The 15965-nt window shown below is 43.8% G+C and carries 14 protein-coding genes and 1 tRNA gene; 4 read left to right on the top strand and 11 right to left on the bottom strand.

Annotated features, from left to right (window positions below):
- Nucleotides 1–211: 211 nt before the first annotated feature.
- The 5 genes from FPZ44_RS05865 to FPZ44_RS05845 all read right to left on the bottom strand — a co-directional run bounded on the left by FPZ44_RS05865 (nucleotide 212) and on the right by FPZ44_RS05845 (nucleotide 2166).
- Nucleotides 212–298: transfer RNA gene (locus FPZ44_RS05865), tRNA-Leu, on the bottom strand.
- 190 nt (nucleotides 299–488) lie between these two features.
- A complete protein-coding gene (locus tag FPZ44_RS05860) occupies nucleotides 489–833 on the bottom strand; it encodes a carboxymuconolactone decarboxylase family protein (protein WP_261378223.1) in 345 nt (114 codons plus the stop codon).
- Between the two features lie 87 nt (nucleotides 834–920).
- Nucleotides 921–1337 carry a TFIIB-type zinc ribbon-containing protein gene (locus tag FPZ44_RS05855; RefSeq protein ID WP_144988241.1) on the bottom strand — a complete coding sequence of 139 codons (417 nt, stop codon included), beginning with the start codon at nucleotides 1335–1337 and terminating at the stop codon, nucleotides 921–923.
- A 142-nt stretch (nucleotides 1338–1479) separates the two neighbouring features.
- Nucleotides 1480–1713: a hypothetical protein gene (locus FPZ44_RS05850; protein ID WP_144988239.1), complete on the bottom strand. Its 234-nt coding sequence runs from the start codon at nucleotides 1711–1713 to the stop codon at nucleotides 1480–1482.
- 126 nt (nucleotides 1714–1839) lie between these two features.
- Nucleotides 1840–2166: a hypothetical protein gene (locus tag FPZ44_RS05845; RefSeq protein WP_144988237.1), complete on the bottom strand. Its 327-nt coding sequence runs from the start codon at nucleotides 2164–2166 to the stop codon at nucleotides 1840–1842.
- Nucleotides 2167–2394: 228 nt separating this feature from the next.
- Between FPZ44_RS05845 and FPZ44_RS05840 the strand changes: the two genes are divergently transcribed.
- Together FPZ44_RS05840 and FPZ44_RS05835 are read left to right on the top strand one after the other, a co-directional pair.
- Nucleotides 2395–2982: a DNA uptake lipoprotein gene (locus FPZ44_RS05840; protein WP_144988235.1), complete on the top strand. Its 588-nt coding sequence runs from the start codon at nucleotides 2395–2397 to the stop codon at nucleotides 2980–2982.
- Nucleotides 2983–3260: 278 nt separating this feature from the next.
- Complete coding sequence (locus tag FPZ44_RS05835) at nucleotides 3261–4382, top strand: YkvI family membrane protein (protein WP_261378222.1); 1122 nt, start codon at nucleotides 3261–3263, stop codon at nucleotides 4380–4382.
- A gap of 148 nt (nucleotides 4383–4530) precedes the next feature.
- Here FPZ44_RS05835 and FPZ44_RS05830 read toward each other — a convergent pair whose 3' ends face one another.
- The 4 genes from FPZ44_RS05830 to FPZ44_RS05815 all read right to left on the bottom strand — a co-directional run bounded on the left by FPZ44_RS05830 (nucleotide 4531) and on the right by FPZ44_RS05815 (nucleotide 10958).
- Complete coding sequence (locus FPZ44_RS05830) at nucleotides 4531–4758, bottom strand: transcriptional repressor (RefSeq protein ID WP_186785928.1); 228 nt, start codon at nucleotides 4756–4758, stop codon at nucleotides 4531–4533.
- A 277-nt stretch (nucleotides 4759–5035) separates the two neighbouring features.
- Nucleotides 5036–8398, bottom strand: a complete 3363-nt coding sequence (locus FPZ44_RS05825; protein ID WP_144988231.1) for an AAA family ATPase — start codon at nucleotides 8396–8398, stop codon at nucleotides 5036–5038.
- On the bottom strand, nucleotides 8335–9684 hold the full coding sequence (locus FPZ44_RS05820) for a metallophosphoesterase family protein (protein ID WP_261378221.1): 1350 nt from the start codon (nucleotides 9682–9684) through the stop codon (nucleotides 8335–8337). Before FPZ44_RS05820 ends, FPZ44_RS05825 begins: the two co-directional genes overlap by 64 nt.
- Before the next feature lie 149 nt (nucleotides 9685–9833).
- The gene (locus tag FPZ44_RS05815; protein ID WP_144988229.1) at nucleotides 9834–10958 is read right to left on the bottom strand and encodes a glycosyltransferase family 4 protein; all 1125 of its coding nucleotides are present in this window, start codon (nucleotides 10956–10958) and stop codon (nucleotides 9834–9836) included.
- A 94-nt stretch (nucleotides 10959–11052) separates the two neighbouring features.
- Between FPZ44_RS05815 and FPZ44_RS05810 the strand changes: the two genes are divergently transcribed.
- A complete protein-coding gene (locus FPZ44_RS05810) occupies nucleotides 11053–12225 on the top strand; it encodes a GGDEF domain-containing protein (RefSeq protein ID WP_144988227.1) in 1173 nt (390 codons plus the stop codon).
- 132 nt (nucleotides 12226–12357) lie between these two features.
- On the opposite strand, the gene FPZ44_RS05805 is transcribed toward FPZ44_RS05810, so the two are convergent.
- Both FPZ44_RS05805 and FPZ44_RS05800 read right to left on the bottom strand, forming a co-directional pair.
- On the bottom strand, nucleotides 12358–13122 hold the full coding sequence (locus FPZ44_RS05805; RefSeq protein WP_144988225.1) for an ABC transporter permease: 765 nt from the start codon (nucleotides 13120–13122) through the stop codon (nucleotides 12358–12360).
- Entirely contained in the window at nucleotides 13119–14048 is a 930-nt protein-coding gene (locus tag FPZ44_RS05800; protein WP_144988223.1) for an ABC transporter ATP-binding protein, read from the bottom strand. The genes FPZ44_RS05805 and FPZ44_RS05800 overlap by 4 nt, the downstream gene beginning before the upstream one ends.
- 325 nt (nucleotides 14049–14373) lie before the next feature.
- Here FPZ44_RS05800 and FPZ44_RS05795 point away from each other — a divergent pair, with 325 nt between their 5' ends.
- Nucleotides 14374–15891, top strand: coding sequence for an RsmB/NOP family class I SAM-dependent RNA methyltransferase (locus tag FPZ44_RS05795; RefSeq protein WP_144988221.1), 1518 nt, complete (start codon nucleotides 14374–14376; stop codon nucleotides 15889–15891).
- Nucleotides 15892–15965: the final 74 nt, after the last annotated feature.

The following is a 15965-nucleotide window of genomic DNA, read 5'->3' as shown; positions in this document are numbered from 1 at the left end:
TATACGTGGTTATTACAATATTGTCATGAGAATGTGTTCCTATTTATTTATGTTCATTTATAAATTTTTTTCTAAATGAAATTAACACTTATAGCACTGTCCCTTCAGTATCCTGATGTACTGGAATTTCGAAATAATCACACGTTTTTTAACTATTATTTCTAAACAACAAAAAACCCTCGCTGCGCAAGGGTTTCGACATGAGTATGTATGGTGCAGTTAAGAGGACTCGAACCTCCACGCCCTTGCGGGCACTAGAACCTGAATCTAGCGCGTCTGCCAATTCCGCCATAACTGCAAATTAAAATAATTGCTATCATCTACATGAAATAGATTCATATACTTCATGTAGAACATGGATTACAAGTAATAATATAGCATGCGCAATATATGAAGTCAATCAGACTCTTCCTCTCAAAAACTCTTCTCATCACTCCTGAAATAAACAAAAACTTGCCCTAAATAATGGACAAGTTCCGTGCCTGTAACTAATTATTTTCCGCAGCTCGCAAAGCTTCTTGTACCCTTGTCACTCCTTGCGACAGCGTGTGTCCACCGCCAAGAGCAGCTGCAACCGCCACTGCTTCTAGTACCTCGGCATCTGAAGCGCCTTTATGTCGAGCTTCACGAACATGATATTGCGTGCATACTTCATTATTGGCAAATAGACTTATACCCAGAGCAATAAGCTCCTTCGTTTTCCTATCTAATGCTCCATCTTGAAAGCACACTCCTGTAAAAGAATGATACGCATTCACGATATCAGGCAATACACCCTCTAAATGAGAAATTTCATTTTTGTATAGTGTCACTTTACTTGTTCCATTAGACATTAACATCTACTCCTACAAAATAAGCTAAGGTGAACCCGATGAAGGGCACGCCTTAGCTTGTCCGTACACATGTGCTATTATGCTTAATTACTCAAATAAATCCCCTAACACATCGAACACAGTCTTTGGCTTTTTGTGCTTCTTATGTCCATAGGGATTGGAGTGCCCATGTGAATGTTGACCATAGCCTTGCTGGCCATATTTATGCGAATCATAATTGTTCCTTTGTTGATTATTATATTGATTTGGTGGAATTGGAGCATTCCCAGTATTGTAGGACGCATTCGGCTGTACATAGCCGCCAGTAGGCTGCTGTTGATAGTTGGGAGGATAATTTTGAACATATGAGTTATATTCATCACGAAATTCTCGCACGCCGTTCATCAGCTTCTCCAGCTCGCCCCGATCCAGCCATACCCCTTTACAATCTGGACATATATCAATCAGAATGCCTTCCTTCTCAACTTCACGCATACGAACGTCAGAACATACAGGACATTTCATGGATGTGCCTCCTTAAAGGTAGATACAATCACCGCAACCTCACACCCTTAATTTACCACAACCTAAAATGTTCCCACAAGGCACGCACTCATCATCCCTAACCCTCTACGATTAGGCCCGCCTTCGAACGCATCAATATATATTAGTCCAGATCCTCCAATAAACCAGGAGGCAGTTGTCTTGGCTCATCCATCCGTTGTATAGCGTAGCTGCGTTTTAGTTTAACCACCCGTCGGTTCCGTCTACGAATCATAACGGTTTCGTCATCCCAAGCCACAACATAACCTTTCACATCATTTATCTCTAAAAAATCTCTAACGACACGGACAAAAGTCCCATCGTTGCGATACTGGTCCAACACCAATTCATCCATCATAAAATACTCCTTCTTCCGATTAAGCATCAAAATAATTGACTTGCACCTTCAATCCAATATATATGCTTAGAGGCCTGTCAAGCACACAACGCTCTGCTCCACAGGCCTCTTAAACATGCTTAGCTATTAATGTCCAACATGTTCGCGTGTATCATTCTTCTCAAACCAGTAATCCAGCACTTTTGCTGACATCACACGTTTATCGACGTATTCCGCTTGCTGCACACTGAACAGATGTCTCCAAGGCACATCTAACTCCTGGCATAACTTCACGATTGTCAGAAGCTCTGACCATGCCACGTAGCGTTTGTACCAAAAAAACTGGGGATGCTCTATCATATAAGGATACAGATCATCAAATTCTGTGTGTTTGCAATCTAATGCACGTTCGAAATGCACCTTAGCCTCTGACACTTTGCCCTGCATAAATGGAACGGTTGTTTCCTGTACCATTTGCTCAGCCCCCTCTCCTGCTTACTTATTATTATATGCCAACAATGCACAATGAGAAAAGTAAACAATTGCTATTCTTCTGCAACAAAATGGAGATTTATGCGTCTAAAACGATATATAGTTTATCAAATGAAACATACAACACAACTTTAGCCTATATTTGATTCTACTCTTCGATATGGGGTAATATAGGATAGATCCGTCGCGTGGCGGTTAAGGGAGGCAAACATGATGATGCGAAAGTGGCGTCGTACCCTTCTTGTTCTCATGACATTCTCGCTCATCATAAGCGTACTAGCAGGATGTCGAGTTGAACAAGAAAGCACACATAGTAAAGAAGTGGACAACCATTCCAATAACCCTTCGTCTCAATCTAATAACGATACATCCACAACAGCTCCCAAGGACAAACAACAAGAAGGTGACTCGTTCGATCGCAATTCACCTAAGCTTCTAGGATTATCTTTAACCTCCACGGAGAAAGAAATCGCCAAACAATTGGGAAAGCCACAGGCACAGTTTATTATGGATGACACACCTAAGATCGAAGTATGGGAATATGATGGATATACAGTTGGATGCATGGAGAACGGACATATCGCTTTTGTTGAAGTATCTGGCGCAGGGCAGTCAACTGGTATCGAAGGGCTTAAAGTAGGCGACCATCAAGGCACTGCCGAGAAAGTGCTCGGTAAGCCTGATCGAAATACTGGCTACGTATGGAGTTATGCAGGAGACGATGCTTTATTGCGCTTAGATCTGGATCCAAAGACACAGATTATCCAATCCGTTAAATTATTTTCTCATCCCGCTTAATCTTTCAAGTAACTTATCTTATTCTGTACTTTATAAGATGTTAATACATTCCTTCCATTAGCAACCCTCTCGAATCCCTGCAGCGCTTCGAGAGGGTTTTTTGGCGTTCTTCCCAGCCACTACTCGCTAACTCCTCTATTGTACTTTGCCTAACCGCTCACAAGTCATGATAGCTATTCTTGTCCCTTTTCAAGTCATGTCCAACTACTTTCTGGCATACATCTAATCATGAGCTTGCTTCGGACAAGTACAACATAGCTCAAGGAGGTTACCCCACTATGAAGTCATTACTTCGAATTATGCAAATCTCGTTTACATACATTGGTACCGTTGTCGGTGCTGGGTTTGCAACAGGGCAGGAAATCGTCCAGTTCTTTACGTCCTATGGTAGATTAGCCATGATTACGATATTTATAGCCAGCATCCTATTTATTTGGCTTGGTACCAAACTTATGCTCATTGCCAATCGTCTTCAGGCTCAATCCTATGAAGATGTCAATATCGCTTTATTTGGCCAACGCACGGGAAAGCATATTAGCATGTTTACGTTAATCGTACTTATAAGCGTCAATGGAGTTATGTTAGCTGGTGCCGGGTCTATTTTCGTAGAACATCTAAATATGCACTACCAGACAGGACTGCTCCTTACGATGATTGCTGCCTACTTCGTACTGAATCGGGGAATGAATGCGATCTTGCATTTAAACTCTATCGTCGTACCTACAATGCTTATTTTTACTGCTTTTATACTATGGGATACGATCGAAATGCCGAGCACCTCAAACGCGTTTATGTTAATAAGCGACAAGCCACTCTATGCGGCATGGTCTGCCCCTATTCTCTATAGCGCCTTCAATCTAGCCATGGCTCAAGCTGTTCTCGTACCATTAGGCGCCTCGATGCGAGATGAAAAAGTCATTCGCTGGGGAGGATGGATAGGAGGCATTATGATAGGAGGCATGCTGTTTGCTGGGCACTTCGCACTATCTGCCCATATGCCTGGCATCACTCAATATGATATTCCAATGGGCCATATCGCAGATGGACTGAGTATGTTTATTCAAATCGTGTATATCGTGCTTATTTTCTCAGAAATATTCACTACCTTCCTCGCAGACGTATACGGCGTTTCCTTACAAATTCGCCAGCGCTTCAAGCTGCCTCCCAAGCTCGTTATCGCTGGGTTAATGTTATTCTGCTTCGTTATGAGTCAGTTCGGATTTAAACCACTAGTAGCATTTCTATATCCCGTATTCGGCATGTTTAGTATTTTATGGATGTATTTGCTCATCCGAATCAAACCGGAAACGATCCCTCAAGCGCCACCTGCTGACTTAATGCGGGGGTCCGGTACATTCAAACTACTACGCTCCAAATCCAATCCGTTCAATCGATACTAATCCTTTTATAAAAAAAGCCTGTCAGGACAAACCCGACAGGCTTACTATTTATAATCAATCTTCCTAGTCTGTTCCTCCACAACTCGTCTCTTATCCATTTGCCGCCCAAATAAACGATGTGTGAATGATTATCTTCAAACTCTATGCTCTATGCCCCAATCAACGATTCTCCGTTAACCACGTAATACTTCGATGATCCTTCACCATCTATCTCTTCTACCCAGCCTTCTTTTACGAATAGTTTCAGGCTCAAATATATCGTAGATAGTGAAACATGCCTATTCTCCTTATGAAGCGCTGTATAAATATCTATTGCCGTCGTTGGCGACCATGTACGCTTCAGCATGGAAAGTACAATACTTTGCCTTTTCGTCAATGGAATTCCTCCAATCATTGTTAACCTTGATTATGAATCACCTTATCATCTCATTCAGCTGCAGCCACAAAAGTTCCAATTACCGCTTCGCATGACTTCGTGTATCAATGGTATATATACATATTTATTATTAGATGATAATTATTATCACTTTGTTCTTACTATAAGATAACACATCCTAACCAACTTATCAATAATAATTCTAATTTAAAAATAAAACTAAAGGACAAGCCTATCTTTCAATAGACTTGTCCTCAAACAGCTTCTATATTTCGTTTTATCCGTCTACTTTCAACACATGAGCATCCGGTACAATATCCAATAGTACGTCCACCATATGCGTGTGACAAGTTGTCCAAATTACTTGATGGCTGACAAGCAGTTCCGGCAAACAAGCCAGTGTCGCACGAAGTCGAGCTTCATCAAAATTGACAAATATATCATCCCACACAAACGGAAGCGCCGTGCGCTCAGACATTCCATCTGCCAAAGCAAAGCGCATCGCCAAATAGACCTGCTCCGCCGTTCCCCTGCTTAATTGAAGGCTGTCGAACAATTTCCCATCTTTGCGCTCAACAGAGATGGATTCACTGCCAAATGGCGTCAGCACTCGCACATATCGCCCTTCCGTCATCCGCTGTAAATAATGACTCGCACGTTGAAACACAAGTGGCTGCTTCTCCTCTTCATATCGTTGCCGTGTGCGCCTTATCAACGTCTTCGCAATGGCATGAACCGCATATCGTTCAGTCTGTGCATCAAGCTTCGCTTCTAACGAGGCTTGCTCTTGAACAATATGCTCACTCATAATACGCTGCTTTACACTATCGATCTCCTGTTGTATCCGACCAAATTTCTGTTCTACTTCACGCTGCTGCTCTTCATGACGCCGGACTTGCTCTAGAAGCATATCCACTCTCTGTGCAAGTGCCTGCTTATCATGCTTTATGAGCAGCGCCTCTATCGGAATGAATTCTGCTTCGGTGCCGCCACGATAGCAAATCGCCTCTACTTGACGTAATTCTGTACGCAATTGCCTGTACGCTGCCGCTTGACGTTGAAGCGCAAGAAACTCATCTTCACCTGACGTCCCCGCCTCTTCCCATAATTGCTGGTACATACGGGATGCTTGAATTCGCTCTGCTTGCAATTCTTCATGTTTTAATTCGAGCTCACGACGCTGTTGTTCAAGCTGGCGGAACGTAACAAATGTGTGTTCTTCCTGCTCCATCTGCTCTTGTAAATGGGCAATTGAAGAAAATAGAAGCTCCCTTAATTCGATCCATCGCTTACTGTCAATTGACACAGCAGGAATCAGTTTAGAGTCGATGGTGATGCCCGTGATGCCCACACTCGTTGCATATTCATCGCCTGCCGATTGAACCGCTTGATTGGCTTGTTTCATTATCCGATAACATTCATTCCAATAAGATTGAACTTGATCCCACAATCGAAGCTCACGTTCACGCAGCCTTTGTGTCTGCTGTTGAAGCTGGATGGCTTGTTCAACGCGACGCAAATGCTCCTGAACACTTGCAGGACTCCACGATTCTGGCAAGGCATGCTCTTGAAGCCACGTCTGCCATACTTGATTATGCAGCTCTGCGTTTTGAATAGCGGCCTCTACTTCTTGAGCCGATATGCGAATGCGGCGTCCCGCTTGTTCCACCTCATCGGCAGACAACTGTTGTCTACGTTCCAACCGCAGCCCTTCTTCCTTCCAGTCCAACACCATTTGCCACGCTGATTGCACGATCATTTCTTTCCGCTCGCCTTGGTGTTGAGCAGAAACAGTAGCTAGAACAGGTTTCAAACCTTTCACAATCTCTTCTCTTATGACAGTAATTTGCTGCGCCGTTTCTGCATGCGAGGCATCTGTGGGCATAGCCGGGTGCTCAGAAAGCTCCTGCTTCCTTTCGCCTAGTAAGAACAAAGAAATAGAAGCTCCAACGATACCAATGATAAATAACACACCCGCTGCTAACCACAGTCCGTTAAATCCTAATACAGCAGCTGTACAAGTACCCATTAACATCAAAATATATGCTGTAATACGATTCGACGACTGGCCTGTCTTACGGCTATTGCGAGCAGCTCGACCACCTCGATAAGATAGGCTTCCATTGCTTCCATCATCCGATGCCGATTCATGTTGCCCAACGCTCACGGGCGCCATCGAATTCGAATAACGGAGCAACCGCTCTTCTGCATCCTGCAATTGAGCCCACAAACGCTGTATACGATCAATTTCACTACCTGCAGGTGACCACCCACTATGTGCTGCGCCTGCCAACCTATGTGCTTCACATGCTAATTTCGCTTGTTCAAAGCCGCTTGTCAGCTCACTATATTCCCGCAGCTTTCGAGCATGTTCTTGAGAAGCAGTGTGCTTATCTCTAAGAATACGTTCAGATTCCAACTGCATGCTTTCAACTTCATGTCCCAGTGAAGAGGGCCAATCCTTCTCGTAAAGCTGTTCTGCAGTCCAGTTAGCTCCAGATTGTCGCGCCAGCAATTGCAAGTCTGCTTCACAGCTATCTATCTCCTGTGTTAATTCACGTGCAGAATCCGCCCAGTGCCTTACCGTTTCGACCATGCTGACCAATCGCTTCACTTCAGCCGAAAATTGTAACACTTCTTTACGTGGAGAAAGCCTCCTTAGTTCCAGTATGATCCTCTGCTTATCCAATTCTACTTGCTCTTCGCGAAGCTCCAAACGCTCACGTTCACGCGAGAATGTCTCCCAACGCTCATCCCAAGCTGTATGCCATGATGCGGAAGATTGCAAGTCAGTGAGCTGCCCCTTTATCGAAAGTAAGTGGACCCAGTCATCCGAAATATGAAGAGCTCGTTCTGTCCAGCCCCTTGCCTGCTTACACTGCGCACGTTCATCATGCAAATTAGAACGCAGCTGTTTCAATTGCTCCTGCTCCTCATAAAGCAATTGCAGCTTCCCTTGCAATCGATCCGCATCCCGCTTCATTTTATGTACACGGTCTATATTATTCAAAGTGACTGCTATCGGCTGTGTGCGTCCGCGCTGCTTGTATAGTCTCTCCAGCTCCTGCTGCAGAGACTGTTCGCTTAATACGACCGAACGCCCCGCTTGAAATCCGCTGTCATACATAAATGCACGCAGCTCATCTCCTTGCAACGTATGTACAGCATGCAGCTCATCGAGAGAAATAGCGAAAAGACGACAGAACAATTCAGGATGTACGCCGCCTAACAGTTCCCGCTCCATATCCGATTGACGTAATTCATGTATCGCTCCATCATTGCTCAACCTTTGAATTGCAGTGCCGCCGTCTGCCTTATTGTTGGAGCGAGTGAGCAGCCATCTACGATCATGAGCATCCGCTGCTTCCATTCGTCCTGCAAACACTTGCTCGCCAGCTAAACCATATCTATCCGAGGTTCGTTTCGGCCTACCGTAAAGCATCATTTTTATCGCATCTGTTATCGTACTTTTCCCCGATTCATTTGGACCCAAGATTACCGTCAAGCCATGAGTCGAGAAGGAGTAGGACTTATCGTATAAATGCCCGAGCCGCTCTATATCCACACGTTCTATCCTCATGTCAGCTGCTCCTCTCCCTGCAGCATATCGACCGCCAATACCAATGCTTCTGCCAGCCATTTACGCCGAACTTCTATAGACTGACTTCCCAGCCATTGTTGCAACTTAGCATTCCCACCTAAAGTTAGCAATGCTTCCTGTATAAGCTCGTCAACCGCCTCATCAGACTCGCATACGTTGTCCGTCATTCGGATGAGCTCACCTGCAAAAGATTCCGATTCCCTCCATGCCCCCATGTCAACGACAGCTTGGCTATGTATACGAAGCTGAATTGGCCACACCGCATCAAGTCCTTCTTCTAATCGAAGCCGTTCTGCCTCTCTCCAGGCCTCTTCCAGCTCGCTTGCCAATCTGCCACGTTTGAGTTCTGAATGCAGCGGTGTTGAACCAATCAAGGTTAGCCGAGCACAACTCAATCGGTCTGTTCCACGCAACCCCTCTATAGAAGCAAACATAGACTCCAACAATTCCTGTTTCGTCTCTATTGACTGTAAAGATAAGCTTTCATCAAACCATCTAACATCGTCCAACGGGTGAAAAACAAGCTCGCTTGTCCCATCCTCTAGTACGTCTACCACGTAAACGCCTTTCGCACCTGTTTCCTTGATGTGCCTGCCCTGAATATTACCGGCATATACAATATAAGGCTGTTCCTGCATCACTTCCCGCTTGTGGATATGACCTAGTGCCCAATAGTCATAATCTTTTCGAATCAAGTCTCCTCGTGAACACGGGGCATATGGATCATGTTCAGCACGTCCATCAACCGTTCCATGGAGCATGCCGATACGATACAATCGCTCTGACGATGCCATCCTATTTCCGTCGCCCACACGCTCACCCGCTTGCAATGATTCCTTCACATGACGCTCTGGCTGATCAGGATAGTGCAGGGCGATATTGTCGTAAACTGCTTTTTGCCCATAGGACATACCTGTTACAACAGCAACAGGCTTTCCAGAACGATCATATATCAAATGACAAGATGGCTCATCTGTACCAAAAACAGTTACCCCAGATGGCCATGACCAACGTTCTTCTTCCGTCAATGGATCGTGATTGCCATGTATAATAAACACAGCTATTCCATTCTCGGATAGCCGTTTCATACCTCGCTCTAGCCGCCATACCGCTCTTAACGAACGATGAGTGCTATCATGCAAATCTCCACTTAGCAGAACCGCATCCGCTTCTACTTGTATCGCCAAGTCTACAAGTCTGTCCCACGCTCGGAACACGCCTTGCTCCAATCGCTCTTGCAGCACATCCGGCAGTGATTGCAGCCCACGCAGTGGACTATCAAGGTGAAGATCTGCCGCATGGATAAACCGCAGCATTCTGCTCATAGGCAGCCCTCCTTACGAACATACTTTCTCTCTAGTATAACGAATAAGCCGATGCATCGCCATGCATCGGCTTATTTTATAGACAAGCATATTTACATTATCGTTATCGTTTTAACTCTGATCAATTTCTTATCGTTACTAACCTCTATTTACTTTCTATAAGCAAGATAGATTTGCTTCAGTTCGTGTACAACACGCGATAAGGAATAAGCCTGCTTTGCCTTAGACCATGCTGATCTCGCCAATTCATAGCGGAAAAAGGAATCCGTTATAACCCGCTCCATGGCATTGGTCAAAGCTCCAACATCATTAGGAGGTACTAACAAGCCATTTACGCCATCCTCGATTTGTTCTGAAATTCCGCCCACATTGGTCCCTACCAGCGCCAGCCAGCAAAGAGCAGCTTCTGCAAATACAGAACCAAACGCTTCTGCACGAGATGGCAAAACGAAAATATCGGAAAACGGCATGAACTCTTCGGGATGAAGCATATAGCCGTAAAATATTGTTTCATCATAGATTTCTAGTTCAACCGCCATCTCTTCCAATTGCTCGCGTATCGGACCATCTCCGATAATATGGAGAACAAACGGGTAACCTCTACGTTTCAGCTCCGCACAAGCATGCAGCAGAACATCTATTCCTTTCGCGGGAACCAGACGACATACCGTAATTAACTGAGGTACCTCGTTATCATGGGCGATTGGCTTGAATCTCTTCTCATCAAAGCCATTAGACAATACTTCAATCTGTTCAGGCTGTTGGACATAAGGTGCCAAATAAGCCTTAAAAGACTCTGACACAGTCATGATCTTATCTGCTTTCGCTTCCAGCTCTCTATAGATCGATGTTAAAAATTTATGATCGATGCTCCCCGGCTTAATATGCTCATTTAAAATAAGCTCTTGTTCATAACTAGAATGAATTGTCACAATGAGCGGGGTATCTGGGAACATCCGCTTCATCGCTAGTGCAGCAATTGGATGATGCGCATGGATAAGATCATAGGGCTGCTGGATACGCAGCTTGGTCCACCATATATAATCTCTATAGGTTTGTATATATTTCTGAACGACAGGAGAACTTTCATACTTCTCCCAATTAAACGTTTCAAATTCTACACTATCTTGACCTTTACCACGAATACGTTTAGGTAGTGAGAATAGCTCCATTGACCAGTTAGAAGACTGGAATCGCTCCAATAAATGAGGGATCATAGAGGATACGCCGCCAGGTTGTTCAGGCGGGAAGAACAAAGCTTGTAAAATCTTCATAGGTGCCCCTCCTTTTTCTTCGCATTTCACACACCATCGTTTATAATATATTAGAAGTTAAATAACAGTAAAGTACAATATTAGGAGTGCCCCCATGTACGAGAATGTGAAATTGTTGTTCACAGATAGCGACATCATCGCACTAACGAGTATGTGTCACTTATATATCATGCTTATTATGATGCTGATGGCTTTTCGTCTGTATATGAAACAACGTTCAAATGCTTATATATTACTTTTCCTATCTGTCGTCATTATGGCCTTGGATAGACTGATGATTATTAATGATTCGGCCCTCGACAACCCGACGCAGCAAGTGCTCGGTGCAGGAAGATCCGTCTTATTCATGACATCTTTCTTACTAATCAATGTCGCCATCTTACGGCTATACAAACGCTTCAATCGCAAGATGCGCATGCGTTTCACGATCTTATTTCTAGGTGTACCTATCACCTCTTACTTATCTTTACTGCTATCTCCTGATGGCAGCTATATCGAGATTACAGCATGGCCGCTTATTATTTATCAAGTACTCATCGCATTATTATGTTACAGGTGGATCGCACCAAAAATCAATCAACGCACTCGTTACACCTGTGCAATCATTGCCTACCTTGGCGTACTGCTTACTATATTTATTAATGTATTGTGGTATGAAGGGAATAGTGAGTCACTGCTCATTACGAAGCTATTTATGATACTAATTTATTTTACAATCGTACTGTTTATATTCTTTGAACGGATTATCGAAAATTTACAAACGACATACCGTTCTTCCATTACCGATGGATTAACTGGATTGTACAATCGCCGCTTTATGTATCAACGAATGAATCAATATATCGCCAAAAGCCAAAAAGTATCCGTTATCTTTTGTGATATTGATAATTTCAAACGACTCAATGATACAAAAGGCCATCTCGTAGCAGATGAAGTATTAATAAAAGTGGCCCAAATCGTCAGAGATGAAGTCGATGATTGTGGTTTGGCAGGACGCTTTGGTGGAGAAGAAATCATTGCATTTGTGCAACAGAAACAAAAACAGCTTCACCCCGCACATATCGCAGAACAAATTCGAGCACGAGTCGAAGAAGAAACGGGTTCTACCATAAGCATCGGCTACAGCTCCTTAATGAAAGGACAAACGGTCGAGGAACTCGTACGAGAAGCAGATCAAGCGATGTATCATTCCAAACAAACGGGCAAGAATCGTGTTACTTGCTATCAAGAAATTGAAGGAAAAATCACACCTCTTAGTTCATATTAAAGTCATGTTCCATACGATTATTCCGACACTATACATATTAACAAACAAAACCTCCATTTCCACAAACAACGTGGATCTGGAGGTTTTGTATTAATCAGCAACGAGATTCAAATACGAGCCGATTTTTTTGAATTATTGAATATCACGCTTTTTGAACACCAAGATGGAGACAAGGAGCAGCGCTAACATGTACAGTGCATACATACCAAATGAGAATCCGAACGTGATCCCTTCAATTGGTGGTTCGCCCTTATAATACGAATTCCAATCTAGATGCGGAAACACCGTATACTTATACCACGGCTTATCAAAAATAAACATGATAAGCATGCCTGCCAACGAATTTAATATAACCGCAATACTAATGGATAGCCCCAGACTTCTTGTCAATACAGCTGCTGTGAAAGCAACAAAAATATAAAACAATTCATTTGGAAGAGTCAAAAAGAATGGAAGAATGGTTCCCTCCCACAACAAATGTATTCCACCAGCGGAAGAATCAAATAAAATAAACGCGGCAAGCGCCGTTACAAGCATCATAGCCAAATTAACGAACAAAACGACTAACATAATCGTAACCAACTTGGACATTAAAATCGTTGTTCGGCTGGCAGGTCTAATCAGCAATTGCTTAATCGTTCCATCTTTGAACTCATCTGTAATGATTTGCGATGCAATGACGATGGAGAAAATACCTGTAAACACACTCGTGATTTCAAAAATAACGGAAGTGAATCCAACACTGCCCACTTCACTACCACCCTCTGATTGAAACCATAACTGAAAGCCAATTGCAGCGGCTAGAACGACAAGCAAGAAAATAAGGTAGTACGGCAGCTGTCTCTTGCTCGTTATCTTCATCCATTCATTCCGCACTAATGCTGTAAAGTAACTCATTGAATGTGACCTCCTTTCGTCATCGACAAGAACTTGTCCTCTAATGTTTCCGCAATAGAGCGAACTTCATAAATCTTGATGTGATGACGAACGAAGTGTTCTACAATTTCAGGTATTTGATCACGAGTAAGTGTGAGCGTTACAACGTTATTCTCCACTTGTACGGGTTGGTAGGAAGTTCCCTCCAACGACTGTGCAGCCGCTTCACCCTGTTCTACATGGAATTGAATAGAACGTGTAACTTGCTGCTCTTCTGTATGCTTGGAATCAAGAATTTGTTCTCCTACATATTTACCATTTTGAATAACCACTACGCGGTCGCACATTAATTCAATCTCGGACAACAAGTGACTTGATACCAAGATAGAAATGTTCTCTTCTCTAGCCAGACGCTTCAAATAGTCCCGCAGTTCTCTAATTCCGGCAGGGTCAAGACCGTTGGTAGGTTCATCCAAAATGAGAATAGATGGCTGGTGCAGCAACGCTTGCGCAATACCGAGACGCTGCCTCATACCGAGAGAGTAATTTTGAACTTTTTTATCCAGAACCTGATCCAGCTCTACAAACTTTACGATTTCATCAATACGTGATTGAGAAACATCTTTCCCACACATGCGGGCAAAGTGCAGAAGATTCTGTCTGCCTGTCATAAACTTGTACAACTCTGGATTTTCAACAATTGCTCCAACATGAGCCATTGCCTTAGCCCGATTTTTGACTACATCATGTCCCTCTATGAGAATTGTACCTGAAGTTATACTCATTAAGCCGACCATCATTCGAATTGTGGTTGTCTTTCCGGCACCGTTAGGGCCCAAGAAACCATAAATTTCTCCGCGCTTCACCTGGAAGGAGAGCTGATCGATTAGTGTTTTTCCACGAATTTTCTTCGTGACGTTCTGTAGTTCCACTACGATATCATTCATCTTTTGTTGACCCCTTTCATCTATATCTGTATCCAACATTCTCGATACGGATGTTAATACACATGATTAACAGCCGAGTGATGAACACTATGTCCTTACGTATCAATAGCTGCTTAGTTTCGTTACAATAACTTAAGAAACTAGATCCTGCTAGAATATTGCATGCAACCGGTAACGTTCGGTACACTAATACTATAGTAGTATCACACACCAAATGGTGGTTCAACGAGTATTCAGGCGAGCTTACCTATAACCATAAAGCTTGCATAAATATCGTTAGCACAGCCGTTATCTGATTTTAACTAAAAGGAGCAGTAACCCGAGTATGTCCAACATCAATACCCAACCTACCCTACCAGAAACCTATAAGCAGCAAATGGAACGGATGCTGGGAGAAGAAACAGAAGCATTTCTGCAAAGCTTTTACGAAGAACGCACCTATGGGTTGCGCATCCATCCACTTAAGTGGGAACAGCATAAAATGATACTTGAACCCATCATGAGCACCTTTTCCCTACAACCAGTGCCATGGTGCGATGAAGGTTATTATTATGATCCCAACACTCGTCCGGGCAAACACCCGTATCATGCGGCAGGATTGTATTACATCCAAGAACCGTCTGCCATGTCCGCCGTACAACTGCTAGATCCGCAGCCTGGAGAAATCGTTCTCGATCTAGCTGCTGCACCAGGCGGGAAAACGACGCATATTGCAGGTCGTCTACAAGGCAAAGGATTGCTAATCGCAAATGAAATACACCGAGAACGTGCCAAAATATTAGCAAGCAACGTGGAACGGATGGGATGTACGAATGCAATCGTCACCAATTCCGATCCAGATACATTGGCAGAACGTTTCCCGATGTTCTTTGATCGCATTATGCTCGACGCGCCTTGTTCTGGTGAAGGTATGTTCCGCAAAGATACAGATGCTATCCAAGAATGGTCCCCTGAGCACGTGACATTGTGCGCTACTCGACAATGGGACATCATTCAAGCAGCAGTTAGCATGTTGAAACCCGGAGGCACGATAGCTTACTCCACTTGTACATTCAACTATGCGGAAAATGAACAAACGATTGAGCGCTGGCTAGATCATTATCCAGACTTTACACTTGTACAGCAAGAGCGAATATGGCCGCATAAACAGCGCGGAGAGGGCCATTATGTAGCGGTATTACGTCGTGCTGGCCATCTTGAGGATACAACAGAATGTTCAACTTCGTCAGCTTCCGTGTCTATGACGTCGTACTCATCTAGCGCTACTTCAAGCTTGGAAAAAGGAAATAAAGGAAAACATAAGAAATCAGCTGGTCGGAAAAACCATCCTTCTTCTTCGAATGCTGATGCTGTGTATGAACAGTTCGTGCAATGGGCTCGTGAATATATGCCGAACTGGCAAACTCCTATGTCCGGCAAGCCGATTCTGTTTGGAGAAGAACTGTATTGGCTCCCTGCACCTGCCGATTTCAGTTCTGACCAGAGCTACTGGCTGGAAGGGAAGTTAAACGGCCTACGTGTACCGCGTCCAGGCCTGCATCTTGCCCATGTGCTTAAACAGCGTATTGAGCCAGCTCATGCGTTAGCACTATCATTGCCTGGCCCAGCATCTGCATCATCTTCTATTCAGCTGTCATCAGCATCAGACGCGGCAGCGATACTAAAATATTTGAAAGGTGAAGCTTTGTTGCTCGATCAAGATGTACAAACAGACAGCAACGAAGTTGTGAAAGGCTGGACACTTGTCACGATCGATGGATTGCCAATCAGCTGGGGTAAATCAGCTAATGGCATGATTAAGAATCATTACCCAAAAGGATTGCGCGCTAACTATTTACTTTAGATTAAGCCTCATGACATACAACGAACCGCGGCCACAACATAGACAGCCACGGTTCGTTGTATCATCCTTCTACG

It is taken from the genome of Paenibacillus agilis (genome assembly GCF_007786455.1).
Lineage (GTDB): Bacteria > Bacillota > Bacilli > Paenibacillales > Paenibacillaceae > Paenibacillus_B > Paenibacillus_B agilis.
The sequence above is the reverse complement of the archived record's forward strand: the minus strand, read 5'-3'. Positions and strand labels throughout refer to the sequence as shown.